The sequence below is a fragment of the Pseudoduganella lutea genome (genome assembly GCF_004209755.1).
Lineage (GTDB): Bacteria > Pseudomonadota > Gammaproteobacteria > Burkholderiales > Burkholderiaceae_D > Rugamonas > Rugamonas lutea.
Map to the genome: position 1 here is coordinate 4656950 of NZ_CP035913.1, position 21053 is coordinate 4678002.

At 65.0% G+C, this 21053-nt stretch carries 20 protein-coding genes; 11 read left to right on the plus strand and 9 right to left on the minus strand.

The window, feature by feature from the left end; genetic code table 11:
* Nucleotides 1-64: 64 nt before the first annotated feature.
* The 4 genes from EWM63_RS19780 to EWM63_RS19795 all read right to left on the minus strand — a co-directional run bounded on the left by EWM63_RS19780 (nt 65) and on the right by EWM63_RS19795 (nt 5409).
* A complete protein-coding gene (locus EWM63_RS19780; protein WP_207221122.1) occupies nt 65-1207 on the minus strand; it encodes a glycerophosphodiester phosphodiesterase family protein in 1143 nt (380 codons plus the stop codon).
* Nucleotides 1204-3588, minus strand: coding sequence for a TonB-dependent receptor (locus tag EWM63_RS19785; protein ID WP_130188072.1), 2385 nt, complete (start codon nt 3586-3588; stop codon nt 1204-1206). The genes EWM63_RS19780 and EWM63_RS19785 overlap by 4 nt, the downstream gene beginning before the upstream one ends.
* Nucleotides 3589-3939: 351 nt before the next feature.
* Entirely contained in the window at nt 3940-4881 is a 942-nt protein-coding gene (gene hslO, locus EWM63_RS19790; RefSeq protein ID WP_130188073.1) for an Hsp33 family molecular chaperone HslO, read from the minus strand.
* 3 nt (nt 4882-4884) lie between these two features.
* The gene (locus tag EWM63_RS19795; protein ID WP_130188074.1) at nt 4885-5409 is read right to left on the minus strand and encodes a gamma carbonic anhydrase family protein; all 525 of its coding nucleotides are present in this window, start codon (nt 5407-5409) and stop codon (nt 4885-4887) included.
* Between the two features lie 180 nt (nt 5410-5589).
* On the opposite strand from EWM63_RS19795, the gene EWM63_RS19800 reads away from it, so the two are divergent.
* The 8 genes from EWM63_RS19800 (at nt 5590) to bamC (ending at nt 12736) form a co-directional block, all read left to right on the plus strand.
* Nucleotides 5590-6465, plus strand: a complete 876-nt coding sequence (locus EWM63_RS19800; protein WP_130188075.1) for an alpha/beta fold hydrolase — start codon at nt 5590-5592, stop codon at nt 6463-6465.
* Between the two features lie 106 nt (nt 6466-6571).
* Complete coding sequence (locus EWM63_RS19805; RefSeq protein WP_130188076.1) at nt 6572-7405, plus strand: 3',5'-nucleoside bisphosphate phosphatase; 834 nt, start codon at nt 6572-6574, stop codon at nt 7403-7405.
* Between the two features lie 124 nt (nt 7406-7529).
* Nucleotides 7530-8399, plus strand: coding sequence for a protease HtpX (gene htpX / locus EWM63_RS19810; protein ID WP_130188077.1), 870 nt, complete (start codon nt 7530-7532; stop codon nt 8397-8399).
* Between the two features lie 18 nt (nt 8400-8417).
* On the plus strand, nt 8418-9041 hold the full coding sequence (locus EWM63_RS19815) for an L-threonylcarbamoyladenylate synthase (RefSeq protein ID WP_130188078.1): 624 nt from the start codon (nt 8418-8420) through the stop codon (nt 9039-9041).
* Nucleotides 9042-9157: 116 nt separating this feature from the next.
* Nucleotides 9158-9832 (plus strand): site-2 protease family protein, encoded by a 675-nt coding sequence (locus tag EWM63_RS19820; RefSeq protein ID WP_130188079.1) that lies wholly within the window; start codon nt 9158-9160, stop codon nt 9830-9832.
* Nucleotides 9833-9868: 36 nt separating this feature from the next.
* The gene (locus tag EWM63_RS19825; RefSeq protein ID WP_130188080.1) at nt 9869-10516 is read left to right on the plus strand and encodes a class I SAM-dependent methyltransferase; all 648 of its coding nucleotides are present in this window, start codon (nt 9869-9871) and stop codon (nt 10514-10516) included.
* Between the two features lie 79 nt (nt 10517-10595).
* Complete coding sequence (gene dapA / locus EWM63_RS19830; RefSeq protein ID WP_130188081.1) at nt 10596-11483, plus strand: 4-hydroxy-tetrahydrodipicolinate synthase; 888 nt, start codon at nt 10596-10598, stop codon at nt 11481-11483.
* A 131-nt stretch (nt 11484-11614) separates the two neighbouring features.
* On the plus strand, nt 11615-12736 hold the full coding sequence (gene bamC, locus EWM63_RS19835) for an NlpB/DapX family lipoprotein (protein ID WP_130188082.1): 1122 nt from the start codon (nt 11615-11617) through the stop codon (nt 12734-12736).
* A 176-nt stretch (nt 12737-12912) separates the two neighbouring features.
* Here the strand turns inward: bamC and EWM63_RS32445 are convergent, their stop codons facing one another.
* The 3 genes from EWM63_RS32445 to EWM63_RS19850 form a co-directional block, all read right to left on the minus strand.
* Nucleotides 12913-13197 carry a hypothetical protein gene (locus EWM63_RS32445; RefSeq protein ID WP_130188083.1) on the minus strand — a complete coding sequence of 95 codons (285 nt, stop codon included), beginning with the start codon at nt 13195-13197 and terminating at the stop codon, nt 12913-12915.
* Between the two features lie 370 nt (nt 13198-13567).
* The gene (locus EWM63_RS19845; RefSeq protein WP_130188084.1) at nt 13568-14038 is read right to left on the minus strand and encodes a DUF7931 domain-containing protein; all 471 of its coding nucleotides are present in this window, start codon (nt 14036-14038) and stop codon (nt 13568-13570) included.
* Between the two features lie 42 nt (nt 14039-14080).
* On the minus strand, nt 14081-15214 hold the full coding sequence (locus EWM63_RS19850) for a ribosomal protein uL16 3-hydroxylase (protein WP_130188085.1): 1134 nt from the start codon (nt 15212-15214) through the stop codon (nt 14081-14083).
* 93 nt (nt 15215-15307) lie between these two features.
* Here EWM63_RS19850 and EWM63_RS19855 point away from each other — a divergent pair, with 93 nt between their 5' ends.
* Nucleotides 15308-15850: an FKBP-type peptidyl-prolyl cis-trans isomerase gene (locus EWM63_RS19855; RefSeq protein ID WP_130188086.1), complete on the plus strand. Its 543-nt coding sequence runs from the start codon at nt 15308-15310 to the stop codon at nt 15848-15850.
* 78 nt (nt 15851-15928) lie between these two features.
* Here EWM63_RS19855 and EWM63_RS19860 read toward each other — a convergent pair whose 3' ends face one another.
* Both EWM63_RS19860 and mutS read right to left on the minus strand, forming a co-directional pair.
* Nucleotides 15929-16966 carry a hypothetical protein gene (locus EWM63_RS19860; protein WP_207221124.1) on the minus strand — a complete coding sequence of 346 codons (1038 nt, stop codon included), beginning with the start codon at nt 16964-16966 and terminating at the stop codon, nt 15929-15931.
* Nucleotides 16963-19644, minus strand: a complete 2682-nt coding sequence (gene mutS / locus EWM63_RS19865) for a DNA mismatch repair protein MutS (RefSeq protein ID WP_229487384.1) — start codon at nt 19642-19644, stop codon at nt 16963-16965. Before mutS ends, EWM63_RS19860 begins: the two co-directional genes overlap by 4 nt.
* 186 nt (nt 19645-19830) lie before the next feature.
* On the opposite strand from mutS, the gene EWM63_RS19870 reads away from it, so the two are divergent.
* Nucleotides 19831-20121, plus strand: coding sequence for a putative quinol monooxygenase (locus EWM63_RS19870; protein WP_130188087.1), 291 nt, complete (start codon nt 19831-19833; stop codon nt 20119-20121).
* Nucleotides 20122-20196: 75 nt separating this feature from the next.
* Nucleotides 20197-21033: an HDOD domain-containing protein gene (locus EWM63_RS19875; RefSeq protein ID WP_130188088.1), complete on the plus strand. Its 837-nt coding sequence runs from the start codon at nt 20197-20199 to the stop codon at nt 21031-21033.
* Nucleotides 21034-21053: the final 20 nt, after the last annotated feature.

Genomic DNA, 21053 nt, shown 5'->3' on the forward strand with positions numbered 1-21053 from the left:
ACTGTAAACAAAAACGGCGGCGCCTGCAGGAGCGGTGCGCCGCCAGGATGAGCAATCGGCCGTGTCAGCCGGCGAGCGCTTTGACGCCCAGGGCCGGGTCGTCCGTGAAGAAGCCGTCCAGGCCCAGCGCCAGGTAGCGCCGCATCTCGGCAATGGAACCCGCCTCGTTGCGCGCATCGTCGCCGGCGCCATCGCGGAAGTCGGCGGCGAGGAAGCGGTTCTCGGGGCGGAACGTCCACGTGACCAGCCGGAGCCCGGCGGCACGGGCATCGGCCGCCAGCGCCGTGGGCGTATCGAGCCGGCCATCCTTCTTCAAAGGAATCAGCGCGCGGGTCGGCGGTGCGAAGACGTCGGCATACTCGGCGATGGCGCGCAGGCCCGCCGGCGTCGCCATGTCCGCGTAGGTAAGCGACCCGCCCGTTGCCGCCACGTCGCTCGGCTTCACCGGGCCCACGCCGACCAGCTGCACCAGCCGCAGGTTCGCGCGCTTGCCCAGCTTTTCGCGCAGCATGCGCAGGTTGGCTACTTCGAACGACTGGATCTCGACCGGCGCACGGCGCGTGTACTCATGCGCGGCCAGCGTGGCGATGACACGCTCTTCCAGCGGCAGGCCGAGACGGGCGAAGTACGTGGAATGCTTCAGTTCCGGTATCAGGCCGATCGTGCGGCCGACGGTGGCCGACTGCGCGGCCAGGAAGTCGATGACTTCCTCGAGCGTCGGCACCTGGAACATGCCGTCGTACCTGGCGCTGCCGGGGCGCGATTGCGGAATGCGTTCGATGGTACGCAGCGTTTTCAGCTCGGCCAGCGTGAAGTCCTCGACGAACCAGCCGTCGTGGGTGACGCCGTCGATCGTCTTGCGGACGTGGCGGCTGGCGAACTCGGGGCGTTTTGCCACGTCGGTGGTCTCGGACAGGAATGCCTCGTGGCGCGCGACCGGCACGCCATCCTTCGTCGACACAAGGTCCGGCTCGATGAAGTCGGCGCCGTCGGCGATCGCCTTGGCATAGGCGGCCAGCGTGTGCTCGGGCCGCAAGGCCGAGGCACCGCGGTGCGCAATGACCAGCGGCCGTGCCGGCTTGGCGGCTTGCGCGGCCGGCAGCAGCAGGGAACCGGTCAAACCCGCCGCCGTAGCCGCCATGGTTTTGGCGCCCACCGCGATAAAGCCGCGGCGCGACAGGTAACGCTTGCTGGGCCAGTTCGTCATTTGAAGTCCGCCATTACCGTGAGGAAGCCCTGCCGCGGGGCGATCGGGAAGGTATTGTACGTCCTGTCGGCCGCGCCGACGACCACATTCAGGTCGCCCCGGCGGTCGGCCAGGTTCGTCACGTTGACGCGGTAGCGCGCATTCTTCACCCAGGTGCCGTCCAGGAAGGGCAGCCTGCCCGTCACGCCGAGGCCCAGCAGGAAGTAGCTGCTGACCGACAGGTCGTTGGTATACGTGGCGTAGCGCTTGCCGACGTAGTCGCCGCTCAGCTGGAACTCCGTGCCGCCCAGGTTCAGCGAGGCGACGAACTTGTTCATCCATTCCGGGCTGCCCGGAATCTTCTTGCCGGCCGTGGGCACGGTGTTCGCGCCGTTCAGGTAGTTGTCCTTGTACTCCGAGCGGTTGTACGAAATCGCATCGTAGAACGAGAACGCGCGGCCGAAGTGGAACGTGCCGGACATGTCGATGCCGTCGATCTTCACGTTGCCCACGTTGGCGAGCACCGGGTTGCCGCCGATGATCGCCGAGATCACGGGTGTGGGGCTGATCGTCAGCAGGCGGTCCTTGAAGTTCACATGGTAGACGTTGACCTGGCCATCGAAGCCCGTCAGCGGGCCGGCACTGAACGAGCGGCTGGTGCGCAGGCCGGCTTCGAACGTGACCGACGTTTCCGGTTTCGCGCTGGCCTTGAACAGGTCGAACGCGGACTGGCTGGCCAGGCTCCAGGGCGATGCGCCACCGCCGCCATAGGTGACGAACTGGCGCATGTTCTTTTGCACGTTGACGAAGGCCTGCTCGGTGCCGGTGACATCCCAGCGCGCGCCCAGTTGCGGCAGGAACCATTTCTTCGTGTCGATATCGCCTTCGGGCAGCGCCGTGGAGCCGCCGGCGATCGCGCCCGCTTTCGGCTGCACCGGCATCATGCCGCGCGCGAACTGCAGGCTGGACTTGAAGCCGCCCTGCAGCACGAGGTCGGGGCGCACGCGCCATTCGTCCTGCAGGTGCAGCTGCACGACCTTGTTGTCGATCTCGCTGCCGTACTGCGTGATCAGCGGATTTTCCGGGCGGTCGTAGGGTGAACTGGGGTTGTTCACGTCCAGCGCATACCAGCGGCGGTAGGCTTGCGATTCATTCTTCTCGAACCACAGGCCACCCTGGATCGTGTGCGCGCCGATCTCGGTGCGCAAGGTCGACAGCCAGCCGGTCCGGTTGATCCGGTACTCGGTGGTGCGGGTGGCATAGCCGGAGTTGCCGAACACCTGCTTGAGGTTCTGGTTCGGGTAATAGACGGCGAACAGCGCGGGCAGGCCGGCCACGCCGATCGGGCCGGCGACGACGCCCACGCCGTCGTCGTAGTGGTAATAGACCTGGTTCGACCAGGTGGTGGTGTCGTTCAGGTTCCAGTCGTACTTCACATAACCGAGGTAATCCTCGCGCTGCGCATCGCTGTAGTAGTTGCGGTAGTTGTTGCCTTCGGCCGCCGGCGTGGCGCCCGTCGGCGACAGGTAATTCAACGCGGTCTGGAAGTCGGGGTACAGGAAGGGGCGGGTATACGGCTGGTATTTCTCGGTGGCCGAGTGGACCGTGCTGTCTTCGTTCGGCTCGATCTTGTCGCTGTAGTTGAAGAAGACGGTGAGGCGGCCGGCGGCGTTGTCGTTGACGAACTTGGCGTTGACCTGGTCGCCGCCCTGGCGGCCGTGGAAGTCCCAGGCGCGGGCTTCGTGGTGCATGGCGGAGACGTAGACGCTGGCGTCGCCCATCTTCCCGGAGTCATAACGCAGGAAGGTGCGCGACGTGTCGTGGCTGCCCAGGGTTTGCTGCACGGCGAAGTTGCGCCCGGCCAGCGGGTCCGACGAGAACGTCTCGATGGTGCCACCGAGGTTGCTGGTGGACGCGGTGGCCAGGTCGCCGGCGCCGGAGGACAGTACGACGCCGCGCACGTTTTCCGAGATCACCGCGCGCTGCGGCGACAGGCCGTTGTAGTTGCCGTATTGCTGGTCGCCGAGCGGCACGCCATCCATCGTGTAGCCCAGCTGCTGGCCCGAGAAGCCGTGCACGAACAACGACAGGTTCTGCTCGTTGTTGCCCCACGGGTCGGCCGTCTGGAAGCTGACACCGGGCAGCGTCTGCAAGGCCTTCAGCGGATTGGTGCCGGGGAGGATCTTCTGGATGTCGTCGCCCTTCATCGCCACCGACGAACGGGTGCGGCGCGTGGCCACTTCCACCGTCGCGATCGGGCCGGCCGCCGCTGCTGCCGCCTCGCTGTTGGCATCCACGGCAGCGCTTTCCATCGCCGCCACCGCCGTCGCCACCTGCTGTGCCATCGCCAGCGGCGCCAGCGCCAGGCTCGCCAGCATGGCGGCCTTGATCTGTTTCTTCATCGTTCGCTCGTCGTTAAGTTGGTTGAAAATGCAACGACGCGGAGCGTAGCGAGACGATGTGACGGCGTGATGACTACCGCGCAACAATGTTTCCAAAATTCGGGGACTGTCCCCGTTTTTTAGCAACTTTTCCGTGAAAATAAGTGCTATCGAGGTATCCGCGAATGCTGAGTAGTCAATTAAAAGGAATATTTCCAAAAAATGGGGACTGTCCCTGGTGTTGTATTGCGACCAGCTCAGCCGTTGGGCAATACGATGTCGAGAAATGTTTCTAGAAATTGGGGTCTGACCCCGGTTTTTGGCAATAAAAAACCCGCCCGGGAGGGCGGGCTTTGGGGGAGGGCGGGGTGCTTAGTGCTTCGCTTCGGTCGGGTGGATCAGCGCTTCGGCGGGGGCGTCGCTGGCAAAGAGCTGGGCGCAGTCGACGGCGTCGTACTCGTAGTGCTTGCCGCAGAAATCGCAGTTGATGCCCAGCTTGCCCTGTTCGGCCAGCGCGTCTTCCACTTCGACCTGGCCCAGCATCTTGAGCATGTTGCCGACCTTGTCGCGCGTGCAGCTGCAGTGGAACGACGGGTGCACGGGGTCGAATACGCGGATCGTTTCTTCCCAGAACAGGCGTTTTTGCAGCACGTCGATTTCGGTGGACAGCAGTTCTTCTTCCTTCAGCGTGCGGCCCAGCATCACGGCGCGGTTCCACGTTTCCAGCGCTTCTTCCGGCGAGACGGGATTCGCCTCGGCCTTGCCGCCATGCAGCGGCAGCTTTTGCAGCAGCAGGCCGCGCGCCACGTTGTCGTCGGCGGCCAGCCACAGTTGCGTGTCCAGTTGCTCGGAGCGCAGCATGTAATGTTCGATGACGGTCGCCACGTCGTCGCCGTCCAGCGGCACGACGCCCTGGTACGGCTGCTGGCCCGGCACCTTCTCCGCCGGGTCGAGCGTGATCACGAAGCGGCCCCGGCCGGTCTGGTTCAGCAGTGCCGTCAGGTTGGCGTCGTCGGTGATCGTCGCGTCTTCGTTCAGCTTCGCGGTGGCGCGCATGCGCAGTTGCGAATCGCACTCGACGACCAGCAGGCGTACCGGGCCGTCGCCGTGGATCTGCATCACGATCGAGCCGTTGAATTTCAGGTTGGCCGACAGCAGTGCGGCCGCCGAGACCATCTGTCCCAGCAGCCGCTTGACGGCCACCGGGTACTGGTGGCGGGCCTGGATCTCGCGCCACGTGGAGGAGATGTCGACCAGCTCACCGCGCACGGCGGCGTTCTCGAAAATGAATTTTTGCAGCGTATCCTGGGTCATGCGTTATCCAATCTTTTTCAAATTTGTCTTGAACAGCTGCGCGCGCTGCACATAGCTGTCGGCGCTGCCTTTCAGCCGCGCCACGTCGTCCGCCGTCAGTTCGCGCACGGCCTTGGCCGGGGAGCCGATGATCAGCACGTTATCGGGAAATTCCTTGCCTTCGGTGACGAGCGCCCCGGCGCCCACGAGGCAACCCTTGCCGATCTTCGCGCCATTCAGGATCACGGCCTGGATGCCGACCAGCGCACCGTCGCCGATCGTGCAGCCATGCAGCATGACCTGGTGGCCGATCGTCACGTCGCGTCCGATCGTCAGCGGGTAGCCCATGTCGGTATGCATCACCGTGCCTTCCTGCACATTGCTGTTTTCGCCGATCGTGATCCGCTCGTTGTCGCCGCGCAGCGAGGCGCCGTACCACACGGAGCTGTTCGCTTGCAGCGTCACCTTGCCGATCAGCGTGGCACTGTCGGCCACGAAGGCGGAGGCGTCGATCTCGGGCGCATCATCGCCCAGCTGGTAAATCGTCATCGGTTGGCCTTATCCGGGGGAAAATATTGGCCACATTTTACGCCCTTGCGCCCCGGCATTCGTCTCATGCATGCTTTGCGGGCTTAATAAGAACGATCGTGCTAAAGTATGAGGCTGATGGTCTTTCCTGAGCGAAAGGCCGCATATTGCGACGACTCCGACCAATTCAAGACCCGACCGATGACACCTTCCCGTTCCGATTTCCTCGCCGTGCGCGGCCTGCGCACCCACGTTCGCCACTGGGGTCGTGAAGGCGCCCCCAAGATCTTCATGCTGCATGGCTGGATGGACGTGGGTGCCTCGTTCCAGTTCGTCGTCGACCACCTGGGCGGCGACTGGCACGTGATCGCGCCTGACTGGCGCGGCTTCGGCCTGACGGAGCGCGCGGGCACCGATACCTACTGGTTCCCTGACTACCTCGCCGACCTGGAGGCGATCCTGCGTCACTACCAGCCGGAAGGGCAGGTGAACCTGGTGGGCCACAGCATGGGCGGCAATATCGCCGGCATCTATGCGGGCGTGCGGCCGGAACGGATCCGCCGCTTTGTCAACCTGGAAGGGTTCGGCCTCACGGGCGCGAAGCCGGAAGATGCCCCGAAACGCTACGCGAAATGGCTGGACGAGCTGCTCGACCCGCCAACGATGAAGGGCTACCCCACGCAGGCGGCGGTGGCGGCGCGCCTGCAAAAAACCAATCCGCGCCTGACGGACGAGCGGGCGGCCTTCCTGGCGCAGCACTGGTCCGCGCAAAATGCCGCCGGCGAGTGGGAAATCCTCGGCGACCCGGTGCACAAGCAGGCCAGCCCGCTGCCTTACCACGCCGAGGACATCATGGCGTGCTGGCGCCGCATCACGGCGCCGGTGCTGTGGGTGGAAGCGGCCGACACCAATATGTGGCTGTGGATGGGCGGTCCGGAAGAGGGGCGCCGCGAGGTCGACCGGCGCATGGCCCACATCGCCGACGTTACGCCGCAGATGGTGCCGGACGCCGGCCACATGTTGCACCATGACCAGCCGGCGCTGCTGGCGGAAATGATCGCGCGCTTTCTCGGCTGATCCGCTGCGTGATTCTTCGCATAAATGAAGCGCCGGCACGCCGCGCGGCAGGCAGCGGTACAATGCGCCTCATTGAAGTCCATTCATTACCGAACCGAATCGCTCCATGCTGAAAGTCGACCTGCACTGCCATTCCAACGTTTCCGACGGTGTCCTGCCGCCGGCCGCCGTGGCGAAGTACGCGCGCCAGTCCGGCGTGGACGCGTGGGCGCTGACCGACCACGATGAAGTGGGCGGCATTGCCGCGGCGCGCGTGGCCGCGGCCGAACTGGGCATGCGCTTCGTGGCGGGCGTGGAAATCTCGATCACGTGGAGCGGTGAAACGGTGCACATCGTGGGGCTGAATATCGACGAGAACGACCCTGCGCTCGTGCGCGGCCTCGCCGCCACGCGCGAGGGCCGCGATGCGCGCGGTCGCGAGATCGGCGAACAACTGGCCAAGGCCGGCATTCCGGGTGCCTATGAAGGCGCGCTGGAATTCGTCGACAACCCGGCGCTCATGTCGCGCACCCACTTTGCCCGCTTCCTCGTGCAGCAGGGCTACTGCGCCAACACGCCGGAAGTGTTTCGCAAATACCTTTCCGAAGGCAAGCCCGGCTACGTGCCGCATCGCTGGGCCAGCCTGGAAGATGCCGTCGGCTGGATCCTCGGCGCGGGCGGCACGGCCGTCATCGCCCACCCGGGCCGCTACCGCTTCAACCAGTTGCAGCAGGGCGTGCTGTTCGACCAGTTCAAGGAGCTGGGCGGCACCGCAATCGAGGTGGTGACCGGCAGCCACACGCCCGACCAGTACCCGCAGTATGCCCAGCTGGCGAACGCCTATGGCTTCCTGGCGTCGCGCGGCACCGATTTCCACGCGCCGGGCGAGGCAAGGGTGGATTTCGCCGCGCTGCCGCCGCTGCCGGCCAGCGTCACCCCGGTCTGGCACGACTGGTTCTGACACCGGCGCGGCTCTCCCGCCGCCGGTGCCGCGGCGTGCCTGCACGCATGGCTTAATCGCCTTGTAATTTTATGGTTATAGCCTTATATGACCCCACGGATCATATCCAGAGAACCTATACATCATGAAACGCATCGTCCTGTTTATCGCCACCAACCTCGCCGTGATGTTGGTGCTGTCCATCGTGCTCTCGCTGCTCGGCATCGGCCGTCCCGGAGCGGGCGGCCAGCTGGAAATGGGCGGACTGCTGGCGTTTTCGCTGGTGGTCGGTTTCACCGGCTCGATCATTTCGCTGCTCATCTCCAAGCCCATGGCGAAATGGACGACCGGCGCGCGCGTGATCGACGCGCCGCAGAATTCCACCGAACAGTGGCTGCTGTCGACCGTGCAGCGCCTGGCGCAGCGCGCCGGCATCGGCATGCCCGAAGTGGCCGTGTATGACGGCGAGCCGAACGCGTTCGCCACGGGCGCCTTCAAGAATTCGGCGCTGGTCGCCGTTTCCACGGGCCTGCTGCAATCGATGAACCGCGAGGAAGTGGAAGCGGTGCTGGGCCACGAGGTGGCGCACATCGCCAATGGCGACATGGTGACGCTGACGCTGATCCAGGGCGTCGTCAACACCTTTGTCGTGTTCTTCGCCCGCATCGTCGGCTTCTTCGTCGACAAGGTCCTGTTGCGCAACGAAGGGGGGCGCGGCCCCGGCTACATGATCACCGTGTTCATCTGCGAGATCGTGTTCGGCCTGCTGGCGTCGATCATCGTGGCCTGGTTCTCGCGCAAGCGCGAATTCCGCGCCGACGCCGGCTCGGCGCGCCTGCTGGGCAGCACCGCGCCGATGCAGAATGCGCTGGCCCGCCTGGGCGGCATGGAGCCGGGCGGCCTGCCGCAGAACATGGCCGCTTCCGGCATTTCGGGCGGTGGCGGCTGGTCGGCGCTGTTTTCCACCCACCCGCCATTCGAGGAACGCATCGCGGCCTTGCAGGCGCTCCGATAAACTTGCCAACACAACAGCATGAGCCAATTCTTCGACATCCACCCCGTCAACCCGCAGGGCCGCCTCATCAAGCAGGCTGCCCAGATCATCCACGGTGGCGGCGTGGTGGCCGTGCCCACCGACTCATGCTATGCGCTGGTCTGCCACCTGGACGACAAGGCGGCCGTCGAGCGCCTGCGCCGCATCCGCGGCATCGATGAAAAGCATCACCTGGCGCTGCTGTGCCGCGACCTGTCCGAGATCGGCGTCTATGCACGCGTGGACAACAAGCAGTTCCGGCTGCTGAAGGCGGCCACGCCGGGGCCGTTCACGTTCATTCTCGAAGCCACGCGCGAGGTGCCGCGCCGGCTGTCGCATCCGTCGCGCAAGACCATCGGCCTGCGCGTGCCGGAAACCCCGATCGTCGAAGCGCTGATGGCCGAACTGGGCCAGCCGCTGATCTCCTCGACATTGATCCTGCCGGAAGAAACCGAACCGCTCAACGATCCCGAGGAAATCAATGCCCGCATCGGCAAGCAGCTCGACCTGGTCATCGATGGCGGCGCGTGCAGCATGGAAATGACCACCGTGATCGACCTGACGGGCTCCGAGCCCGAGCTGGTGCGCCTGGGGCGCGGCGACCCGGCCATCGTCGGCCTGTAAGAACCGAGCCGTGAAGCGCGCCGGCCATTCCCCAGCCGGCATCTTTGCCTTTCTTTACTTCCCATCCCTCTTTCGACCCGTCAGGCCCTTGATTGCGGTCTGGTAAAATTTTGCCCATGAGTGAATTCAGTCAAGCCATCCAGACCGTTGCGGTGTACGCGATTCCCATCCTGTTCGCGATTTCGTTGCACGAGGCAGCGCATGGCTACGTGGCGCGGTATTTCGGCGACCCGACCGCTGCCCAGCTGGGCCGGCTGTCGATGAATCCCACCCGCCACATCGACCCCTTCGGTACCATCCTCCTGCCGCTGATCCTGTACCTGACGATCCACATGCCGTTCGGCTACGCCAAGCCCGTGCCGGTCGACTACAGCCGGCTGCGCAATCCAAAGAAGCAGATGGGCTTCGTGGCCGCGGCCGGACCCATGGCGAACTTCGCCATGGGCCTTGGCTGGATGGTGTGGCTGGTGATCATGCGCGGCATGGATGTTTCCGAGCCGTTCCTGATCAAGATGGCGATCGCCGGCATCAATGTGAACGCGATCATGTGCGTGTTCAACCTGCTGCCCGTGCCGCCGCTCGATGGCGGGCGCATCCTGACGGCGCTGCTGCCGAACGAACTGGCGCGGCGCTATGCGGGCATCGAGCGGTATACGTTGTGGATCTTCATCGGCCTGATGGTGCTGATGTATTTCAATGTGCTGACGCCACTGCTGGGCGGCATGGTCGGCGTGTTCATAGAACTGTTGGCGCTGCTGGTACTTCCCTTGCAATTGCTGATGAATATATGATGCCGGCTGGGCCATGCAAGCCATGCACGGCCGTCAATGAACCGGCTGGCGGGCGCAGGGCGCCCGGCAGCCCCGTTTGAGTACTACCAGAAGGATCAGATGAGCGACGTGGTTTCTCCCTGGGTGCAACGCTTTGCACCATTGATTCCCGGCGGCGAGGTGCTGGACCTCGCGTGCGGCAACGGCCGCCATTCCCGCCACCTTGTCACGCTGGGCCATGCGGTGATCGCCGTCGACCGGCGCCCGGATGCGCTGGCAGCCACCGCCGGGCCCGGCATCGTGACCAGCGACATCGACCTTGAAGCGGGCGATACACCCTGGCCGTTCGGGCCGAACCGGTTCGCCGGCATCGTCGTCACGAATTACCTGCACCGTCCGCTGCTGGCCGACATGGTGGGCAGCCTGGCGCCAAACGGCGTGCTGGTCTATGAAACGTTCGCGGACGGCAATGCCGCATTCGGCAAGCCGAGCAACCCCGATTTCCTGCTGAAACCGGGCGAATTGCTGGAGCTGGCACGGCAGCAGGGCTTGCGTGTCATCGCGTTCGAGGATGGCATCGTTAACCATGTCGGCAACCCGGCGGGCGGCCAGGCAGGCAAGCCGGCGGCCGTGGTACAGCGCATCTGCGCCGTGAAAGCCGAGTTCCCGCGCGAAGCGGCACTGCTCGGCTGTATCGAAAGCTGATACCGCCGCGAAATACCCCACGCGCGCAAGCGATCGTCTACAATCGACGTTTTCAATCTATTTGCAATTGGTTCAATATATGATTAAGGGCAGCATTGTTGCAATCGTGACTCCGATGCATGCGGATGGCAGTCTGGACTACGACAGCCTGGACCGCCTGATTGACTGGCATATTGCCGAGGGCACGGATGGTATCGTGATCGTCGGTACGACGGGTGAATCGGCTACCGTGACGGTGGCCGAGCACTGCGCGCTGATCAAGGCGTGCGTGGACCGCGTGGCCGGTCGCATTCCCGTGATCGCGGGCAGCGGCGGCAACTCGACCGCCGAGGCAATCGTGCTGACCCGTTATGCCAAGGAAGCCGGCGCCGATGCGACGCTGCAAGTGGTGCCCTACTACAACCGCCCCACGCAGGAAGGCATGTACCAGCACTTCAAGGCGATCGCCGAAGCGGTGGACCTGCCCGTCATCCTGTACAACGTGCCCGGCCGCACGGTGGCGGACCTGGCCAACGACACGGTGCTGCGCCTGGCCGCGGTCGAGAACATCATCGGCATCAAGGATGCCACCGGCAACATCGGCCGTGGCCTTGATCTGCTGCGTTCGCTGCGCTCGGTACCGAAGGACTTCGCCGTCTTTTCCGGTGACGACCCCACGGCCATGGCACTGATGCTGGCGGGCGGCAAGGGCAATATCTCCGTGACCGCCAACGTGGCGCCGCGTGCGATGGCCGAGATGTGCGCGGCCGCGATGGCTGGCGACATTGCCCGGGCCATCGAGATCAACAACAAGGTCTTCCCCCTGCACCAGAAATTGTTCGTCGAACCGAACCCGGTCCCCGCCAAGTGGGCACTGGCCGAAATGGGCCTCATGCCGGCCGGTATCCGCCTCCCGCTGGTGCCGCTCGCTGCCGAGTTCCACCAGACGGTACGTGCCGCCCTGGTGGAAGCCGGCGTGCTGGCGTAAGTCCGGAGCGTGGCGGCCTGCGCGCCGCCGCGACGATCACCCAGCTGGTTTCTTCAGCGTTTATCCCCTGTCTCCCCATGATCAAGAAAGCTTCCCTTACTCCGCAAAGCGGCCTTGCGCTCGGCGTCCTGATGCTCAGCCTGACCGGCTGCGGCATGGTTGAATCCGTGGTCGGCAAGACCACGGTGGACTACAAATCGGCCAAGAAAGCCAGCACGCTGGACGTGCCGCCGGACCTGACCCAGTTGCAGAAGGATAACCGCTACGCGCTGCCGGACAGTGGCAGCGGCGTGGCCACCGCATCCGGTTACGCGGCGCAGCGCGCCAGCATGTCCGGCGCGGGCTCGCTCGCGAGTGCCGCACCGGCGGCTGCCGGCGCCAACGAAGTGGCCGTCACCGGCAACGACAAGGTGCGCGTGGAGCGTGCCGGCAACCAGCGCTGGCTGGTCGCCAAGGCTTCGCCGGATGTGCTGTGGCCGCAATTGAAGTCGTTCTGGGAAGAGGCCGGCTTTACGCTGGTGCTCGACAACGCGACCGCGGGCGTGATGGAAACCGAGTGGAATGAAAACCGCGCCAGGATCCCGCAGGACATCATCCGTCGCACCATCGGCAAGGTGTTCGATTCGGCTTACTCGACCGGCGAGCGCGACAAGTACCGCACGCGCGTCGAGCGCAATGCCGACGGCACCACGGAAATCTATATCAGCCACCGTGGCGCGGAAGAGATCGCGCAGGGGCCTGAAAAGGAAATCGTGACGTGGACGCCACGGCCGTCCGACCCGAACCTGGAAGCCGTATTCCTGGCGCGGCTGTTGACCAAGCTGGGTGGCACCGAGGAAACGGCAGCCCGCACCGCCGTGGATAACGCTATCGTGCGGCCGCTGCATGCGTTCCTGAAGGGCGAGGGCGCCAGCCGCTACGTGGAAACGGACGAAGGCTTCGACCGCTCGTGGCGCCGTGTGGGCCTGGCGCTGGACCGTGCCGGCTTCACCGTCGAGGATCGCGACCGTGTGCAGGGCATCTACTACGTGCGCTACGTGGCCGACCAGGTCGAGAAGAAAGGCTTCTTCGGCCGCCTGTTCAGCTGGGGCTCGTCGGAAGCCGACAAGGAAGCGCAGCGCTACCGCATCGTCGTCAAGGCTGCCGAGGCCGGCAATACGAGCCAGGTCACCGTGCAGAACAACAAGGGCGAGGTGGATGCGACGCCGACGGCCGAGAAGATTCTCACGCTGCTGCAGGAAGAGTTGAAGTAATCACCGCACGCAAGGAAAACCGGCCGGCAGGCCGGTTTTTTTTTGCCGCTGTCGTCCGCGATATGGATAGCGAAAAAACGCCTGGCGGGCGACTGCAAAAATCATCGCTCAAAAAACAAAACCGCCCATTGGGCGGTTGAGCAGGATGCCGTCCGGAGACGGCGGTCCAAGGCTGATTACTTGGCAGCAGCAGCAGCGGAAGCGGCTTCCGAAGCAGCGGATGCAGCAGCCGAAGCGGCAGCAGCAGCGTCCGAAGCGGCAGCAGCAGCGTCAGCAGCCGGAGCAGCAGCAGCGTCAGCAGCCGGTGCGGTTGCGTCAGCGGCAGGAGCGGCAGCAGGAGCGGTTGCGTCAGCAGCTGGTGCGGTGACTTCAGCGGCCGGAGCAGCAGGAGCTTCTTCTTTCTTGGAGCAAGCAGCCAGGGCAACAGCCAGCAGGGAGGCGATCAGCAGGGATTTTTTCATTTGTTTTCCTTAATTAATTCACTAATTGATGACAGTGTTGCGATGAATAATTACCGGTAATTATCGCTCACTAGGGCGTTTCGTGGTCGTTCGGACCATATGGTGCCCCAGACAACGGAAACTTCCTAACAGAATATTATAGCGAATTTAAATGAGTCGCAATAGCAACACAGGCCACTTTCGCAACTTTTTCATCCATACAATATTGCTACCAGGTCTAGTGTTTGAAACCCGACCTGGATTTACCGTTGCAACGACCAGAACGCCCGCACCCATGCGCAGTCATTTGCATGGAAAACGGCCCGGAAACCGACCGCAACTGTGCCTGAAACGCGCATCAGCGCTTGACTGCATGCGCATCGACCCAGGATTACAAACCTGTCACTCCGGCTTGCAACCCGGGCCTCGTTTCAGCCCAGATGGATTGATAACGTTCGAGATGCGAAGTGGTTGACGAAGGAGACAGAAAAATTGCTTCGCCACGAAAATGATCGCTGTGGAAACGACGTACGACGTGGTGGGCATCGCCGATACAGAACGAATCCGTCAGATGCCCGATCGACCGGTTGGTGAGCCGGCATTCGATCAGGTGGCCGTAATCGTGGAGGAGGCGCAAGAACCGCGGCGCATCCCGTTCCAGCCGCGCATTGCTGTGGGCAACGAGTTGCAGGCGCCCGCCATGGCGCAGGAAGGCGCGCAGCAACGCATCGTTGCCAGCGCTGCCGAGTTCCCACCAGCCAAAGTCGGGATCGAACATCGCCAGGGTGATACGGGACTGCGACAGGCAGGCCTCCAGCTGGGCCTGGAACCCGGCACGGCTGTCGAATGTCTGCCTGTCCATGATCGCTCGATTGTCCAGTTAATGGTTCAGTTAGTGGTTCGGTTAATTGTCCAGCTCGAGCCAGCCGTCCGCGTACCACGCGAACAGCGCCTCCATCACGTCTTCGGAGGCGGCGGCTACCCCGGCACCGTCCAGCACGCGGTTATTGGCCAGCGCCTCGAGCGCGGCCTTGTCCGCACGGCCGATCGCGAACGATTCCCCGTTGATGAACACGTGCTTGCCGCGATACAGCATCTGCGTCTTGCGCGACAGCTTTACCCCGCGTTTCGCCGCCGTTTGCGCGAACCGGCCGGCCGGCAACGGCTTTTCCGGGCCCGTGAAGAACACGTTGTGCTTGGGTTCGGACAGGTATTCGCCGAGGAAGATGGTGAAATCGTCCTCGGTGAACTGCATCTTGTTGAGCTCGTCCGCAAGCTGGCCCAGCATGTTTTTCGGGATCTCGGCCGGCTTGGCCGACGGTTCCAGGTCCGGGTCGGCGTAGCGGCCCGGCAGGTCGATGGAGTCGGCCATGAACTGCAGGAAGGCTTCGCCCAGTTCCTGGTAGGACGGCGAGCGGAAGCCGATCGAATAGGTCTGGCAATCGCCGATCGCCACGCCGTCATGCGCGTAGTGGGGCGGCAGGTACAGCATGTCGCCCGGTTCCAGCACGAACTCCTCGGTGGGCTTGAACTTGCTGAGGATCTTCAGCGGCAGGCCTTCGACCAGCGACAGGTCCTTCTGCGGGCCGATCTTCCAGCGCCGCTGGCCTTCGGCCTGCAACAGGAATACGTCATAGGAATCGAAGTGCGGGCCGACACCGCCGCCATCGGTGGCAAAGCTCACCATCAGGTCGTCCAGCCGGGCGTCGGGCACGAAGCGGAACTGGCGCAGCAGTTCATCGGCCGCATCGCTCTGCAGGTTCACGCCCTGTACCAGCATCGTCCATTCGCGCTGCGTGCGCGGTGGCAGGTCGTGCAGCGGACCATGGCGCATGTCCCATTCGCCGTCGGCCAGCGTGACGAGGCGCGCTTCGACATAATCCTTCGTCGCCAGTTCGGCCAGCTCGTCGAACGGCAGCAGCGGCTTGAAGCCGGGAATGGCCTGGCGGATCAGCAGGGGTTTCTTGTGCCAGTAGTCGCGCATGAATTGCGCAGGCGTGATGTCGCCGAGGAGGCGGAGCGGTGCAGGTTTTTTCATGCCCCATTATAGCAACCGGTACAGCGGCAGGGCAGCGCGGGACTTGCCGGGCAGGGAGTATAATCGGCGCCATCTGACCAGAAAGGAAGTCACATGAAGATCGCCAAGAACACCGTCGTTACCGTGCAATACAAATTGTCCGACGCCCAGAACAACCTGATCGAGGACGGCCGCCAGCCGATGGTGTACCTGCACGGCGGGTATGAAAACACCCTGCCGAAGATCGAGGAAGAGCTGGACGGCAAGGAAGTCGGTTACGCCAACACCATCCAGATCGAACCCGATGATGCGTTCGGCGACTACGACCCGAACCTGGTGAAGGTGGAGCCGCGTTCGCGCCTGCCGGAGCCGCTCGAAGTGGGCATGCAGTTCGAAGGCATGCCCGATGGCGAGAGCGACGATGAAGCGATGATCTTCACCGTGACCGATATCGCCGAAGACAAGGTTGTGCTGGATGGTAACCACCCGCTGGCGGGCATGGCGCTGCGCTTCGAACTGAAAGTGCTGGAAGTGCGCGAGGCCACCGACGAAGAGATCGCGCACGAGCACGTGCACGGTGCCCACGGCCACCACCACGGTGACGAGGACGACGAAGGCGAGGCGGGCGACCACTTCCGCACCCAGCCGATCCACTGAGTAGCGGACTGACTGCGCGGCTGGAGCAAACGGTTGCGCGGCCGGGCGTGCGCGCCCGCCGCGTTCAGCGTTCAACGTTCAACGTTCAGATCGCGCAGGCCGCTTCGGCGCGCCACCCTCCACGGGCAGCTTCGGCTGCCCGTTTGCTTTGTCGGCCTCGGCAGGGTGCAGCGTGAACAGGGGTTCCGCGCCGGGCGCCACGCGCAGCACGTTCCACTCGCCGCGCAATGTCACGTGGCCCAGGTTGCCGCGCCACGTGATCGTACCCGGCGCCGGATCGCCCTTGACCGGCGGCTCGCGGTTCGCATCCACCAGCAGCACCTTTCCCGGGTAGTTTTCCGCCAGCACGCGTGTCAGCCGCCGCGTTTCGGCAAAGCCGTCATGTTTGGTGGAAAACCCGGCCAGCAGCGAAAAGCCGGGCTCGGCGTGGATGCGCACGTCGCCGTCCGAGAACAGCACGAGGCCATCGAGCTGGCGCCGCTTGGCCATGCCGAACAGCCGTTGCAGCCAGGCCCGGTTGGCCACCAGCCGGTCTTCGTATTCGCTGTTGCGGCCCGCCTCGATCAGGTAATGGTTGTTGCGGGCCGGCACGTTGATCGTGGCAAACAGCACGCCGTGCATTTCCCAGTACGCGTTCTCGGCGTAGCTGCGGAATTTCGTGATCGTCGACTGGCGATTCACGTCCAGCGGGCGGCGGCCCAGGGCTTCCTGTCCGTCGTAATAGATCTCGCGGATGCGGTTCAGCCGTTCGATCGCGTTGGAGCGGCCTGCCGAGTTGCGGCAGCCGGTCCAGTCCGCGCCGGTGAGCACCAGGACCAGGGGCTGGGTGGACTTGTTGAGCAGCGCCTTGCGTTGCAGGTACAGCTTGTCGCTGCACGGTTCGTCCTCCGACTTGATGCCGGTGGCGATGACGAAGGCCGGCTTTTCATGGTCGGCGCGGGCGATCGTGCGTTTCAGGTCGGCGTCGCCCAGCTCGTCGGGGAAGGTGTGGCCGATGACGGCGATGTCGAACGGCGCTTCGCCCGCCGCCCTCGTCCTCCCATCCGCCCGCACCGCCGCCGCCGCCAGCAAGGCGGCGCCCAGCAGCAGGAGGGCGGGGCCGGCGCGCCGTGTCATGCCGGCACGAGGCGCTTCAACTGGTACAGCCGGTCCAGCGCTTCGCGTGGCGACAGCGCATCCGGGTCCAGGTCGTCCAGCGCCGCCAGCAGTGGCGCCAATTGCGGATCCTCGGCCGGTGCCACGGCCGCCGTCCTGTCGTCCGGCTCATCATCCGCATCGACGCGCGGCGCGGCGAACAGGTCCAGCTGCGGCGTGGCGTCGAGCGCCTGCGCTTCCAGGCGGGCCAGATGCTTGCGGGCCGCCTTGATCACCCCTTGCGGCACACCGGCCAGCTGGGCCACCTGCAGGCCATAGCTCTGCGATGCCGGGCCGTCCTGCACCGCGTGCAGGAACACGATACTGTCCTTGTGCTCGACGGCCGACAGGTGCACGTTGGCCGCCGTGGGATGGCTTTCCGGCAGCTGCGTGAGCTCGAAATAGTGGGTGGCGAACAGCGTGAAGCTGCGGCTCGTGTCGATCAGGTGGCGCGCGATGGCCCAGGCCAGCGCCAGGCCATCGAACGTGGACGTGCCGCGGCCGATCTCGTCCATCAGCACCAGCGAATGTTCGCTGGCGCCGTTGAGGATCGTCGCCGCTTCGGTCATCTCCACCATGAACGTGGAGCGCCCGCCGGCCAGGTCGTCGGTGGCGCCGATGCGGGTGAAGATGCGGTCGATGGGGCCGATCGTGGCGCTGGCGGCCGGCACGTAGCTGCCCACATAGGCCAGCAGCGTGATCAGCGCGACCTGGCGCATGAACGTGGATTTACCGCCCATGTTCGGGCCGGTGATGAGCAGCAGCCGCCGTTCCGCCAGCAGGCGGCAATCGTTGGCGATGAAGCGCTCGATCTGGTTTTCCACGACCGGGTGGCGGCCTTCACGGATATCGATGCACGATTCGGCCACCAGTTGCGGCGCGCACCAGTTGTTGCGCAGCGCATGTTCGGTCAGCGCCGTCAGCGTGTCCAGCTGGGCGATGCCGCCGGCAATCTTCTGCAGGCAGCCGATGTGCGGCGCCAGGTCGGCCAGCAGCTGGTCGTACAGCACTTTTTCACGGGCCAGCGCCCGGTCCTGCGCGGACAATGCCTTGTCCTCGAACGCCTTCAGTTCCGGCGTGATGTAGCGCTCGCAGTTCTTCAGCGTCTGGCGGCGGCGGTAATCCTCGGGCACCTTGTCCGCCTGGCCGTTCGTCACTTCGATGTAGAAGCCGTGCACCCGGTTGTATTCGACGCGCAGGTTGGCGATGCCGGTGCGCTCGCGCTCGCGCGTTTCCAGGTCGACCAGGAACTGGCCCGCGTTCTCGGACAGGCCGCGCAGTTCATCGAGTTCCGCGTCGTAGCCGCGCGCGATCACGCCGCCGTCGCGCACCATCGTCGCCGGTTCCGGCATCACGGCCCGCACCAGCAGGTCGACGCACTCGCCGGGCATGGCCAGCTGTTCGTGGATACGGCGCAGCAGGCTGTCGGCGCCATCGAGGCCCAGCACGCGCTCCACCGATTTCTGCAGCTTCGGCAATTGCTGCAAGCCATCGCGCAGCGCCGCCAGGTCGCGCGGGCGCGCCGTCAGCAGCGCCACCCGCGTGGTGATGCGCTCGATGTCCGGCACGTGCTGCAGGTGGAAGCCCAGCGAGCCGGTGGCGTCGTCCTGCATCAGCGCGGCGATCGCATCGTGGCGGCCGCGCGCCACGGCCTGGTCGCGCCGCGGGTGGTGCAGCCAGTGGCGCAGCAGGCGCGACCCCATCGCGGTGCGGCAGCCGTCCAGCAGCGAAAACAGCGTGGGCGACTCCTGGCCGCGGATCGTTTCCGTCAGCTCCAGGTTGCGCCGCGTGGCGGCATCGAGCCCGATGAATTCGGATTCGGTCTCGCATGCCAGGTTCTTCACGTGCTGCAGGCCGCGGCCCTGCGTCGATTGCGCATAACGCAGCAGCGCGCCGGCGGCGCCGAACGCCGGGCCCATGCCATCGGCGCCGAAGCCGGTCAGCGTGGCCACGCCCAGCTGCTCCAGCAGCGCCTTGTGGCCATGCACCACGTCGAAGTGCCACTCGGGCACCCCATTGACATGGCACATCGTGATTTCCTCGAACAGGTCGCCGCCGTCGGCGCGCAGGATCTCGGCCGGCACGATGCGCTCCAGCTCCTGCAGCAGGCGCGCGTTGATGGCGCGCGCATCGCCGGAGAATTCCATCAGTTTTAGGTTGCCGGAGGCGAGCGACAGCCACGCCAGGCCGCAGGTGACGCCCTTGCGCTGGGTGAGCATCGACAGGGCCAGCAGCGGACGGTCGGATTTCTCGGGCAGCAGGTCGGAGTCGGTCAGCGTGCCGGGCGTGACGATGCGCACCACCTTGCGCTCGACGGGCCCCTTGCTGGTGGCCGGATCGCCGATCTGCTCGCAGATCGCGCACGACTCGCCCAGCTTCACCAGCTTGGCCAGGTAGCCATCGAGCGAGTGGAACGGCACCCCGGCCATCTTGATCGGCACGCCGTTGGCATGGCCGCGCGCCGTCAGCGTGATGCCGAGGATGCGCGATGCCTTCTCGGCGTCGTCGTAGAACAGTTCATAGAAGTCGCCCATGCGGTAGAAGACCAGCATCGTCGGGTGTTCGCCCTTGATGCGCAGATACTGCTGCATCATCGGCGTGACTTTTTCGGCGGGCCCGTTCTTGACGGCGGCGGCGTTGATTTCTGCTGGGACGTTCATGGATTCTACGGCTGAGGAATGGTGCGGTTGGGCGTGCATTTTAACCGGTTTGTGCGGCGCCGCATCGCTGAGATTGAGCGCTGCACGTGAAGACGCTGTTCACGCGCCGCCCCGCGACGAGCGCCTCCGGCACGATCGCCCGATCCCCCTTACACTACGCATTTTCATCGAGCCGAAGGATAGACCGTGACCCAGCCCCTGATCGTCGTCGCCACCATCATTGCCCATCCGGGCCACGAAGCCGCCGTGCGCAGCGCCCTCGAACAGGTCGTGCCGCCCAGCCGCGCGGAAGCGGGCTGTCACCGCTACGAGCTGCACGTCGACAACAGCGCGCCCGCCAGATTCGTGATGCTGGAAGAATGGACCGGCGCGGCGGCACTCCAGGAACACGAAGCGACCCCGCATTTCCTGGCGCTGGCGGCGGCGGTCGGGGGCGTGGCCGACATCACCGTCGAGAAGCTGACCAGGCTGGCATGATCCGCACAGCACTAAATCTTGCCGCCCGTCCTGGACGACACACCAGGCCGGCGGCGGAACAGGTATAGTTCAGCCATGGAAAAGCTCAAAGACTTCGCGCAAATTGTTTCCGAGGCCCAGCGTGGCGAACTGGTCTTCCCCACCAGCGTCAACGCGGCCCTGTCGCTGCAGATGACGCTGGCCGATCCGGACTGCCACGACGAGAACGTGATCCGCAAGCTGCTGGCCGAGCCGATCCTCGCGGCGCGCGCGGTGGCGCTCGCCAACTCGGCCGTGTTCCGGTCGAACGGGGCGGCGCTGGCCACCGGTGTGCGCACCGCCGTGATGCGGCTGGGCTACCGCAACCTGTATTCGCTGACGGCGGCCATGGTGGTGCGCCAGTTCGGCGCCCGCATCCGCGATCCGCAACTGCGCATCCGCGCCGAGCAATTATGGAAGTACACAGCCCACGTGGCGGCACTGGCCTATGTGATCGCCGGCCGCATCACGCGCGTCGAGCCGGATACCGCGCTGTTCGCGGGCATCATGCACGAGGTGGGTGGTTTCTACCTGCTGGGGCGTGCCGATGCGATTCCCGGCCTGCTCGACGATCCGGAAGACTGGATGGGCGCCGCGCAGGAAATCATCGCGCGCGAAATCATGAAGAAGCTGCAGGTGCCGGAGCCGGTGGCGCTGGCAATCGTGTCGCTGCGCGGCGGCGCCGTGGGCATTCCGCCGGAAGGCCTGCGCGATACGCTGCTGGTGGCGCGTTACCTGTGCCCCGTGCCGTCGCCCTTGCCGCAGCCACAGGATCACGTGCTGGCGCGCACCGCCGCACTGGCCAGTTATATCGAAGAGCATCCGCAGGTTGCCGCGCTGCTGGACGAAGCGGCCGGGCAGGCCAAGTCGATGAGCGCGGCGCTGCTGGTGTAACGGAGGCGGTCCGGGGCCGC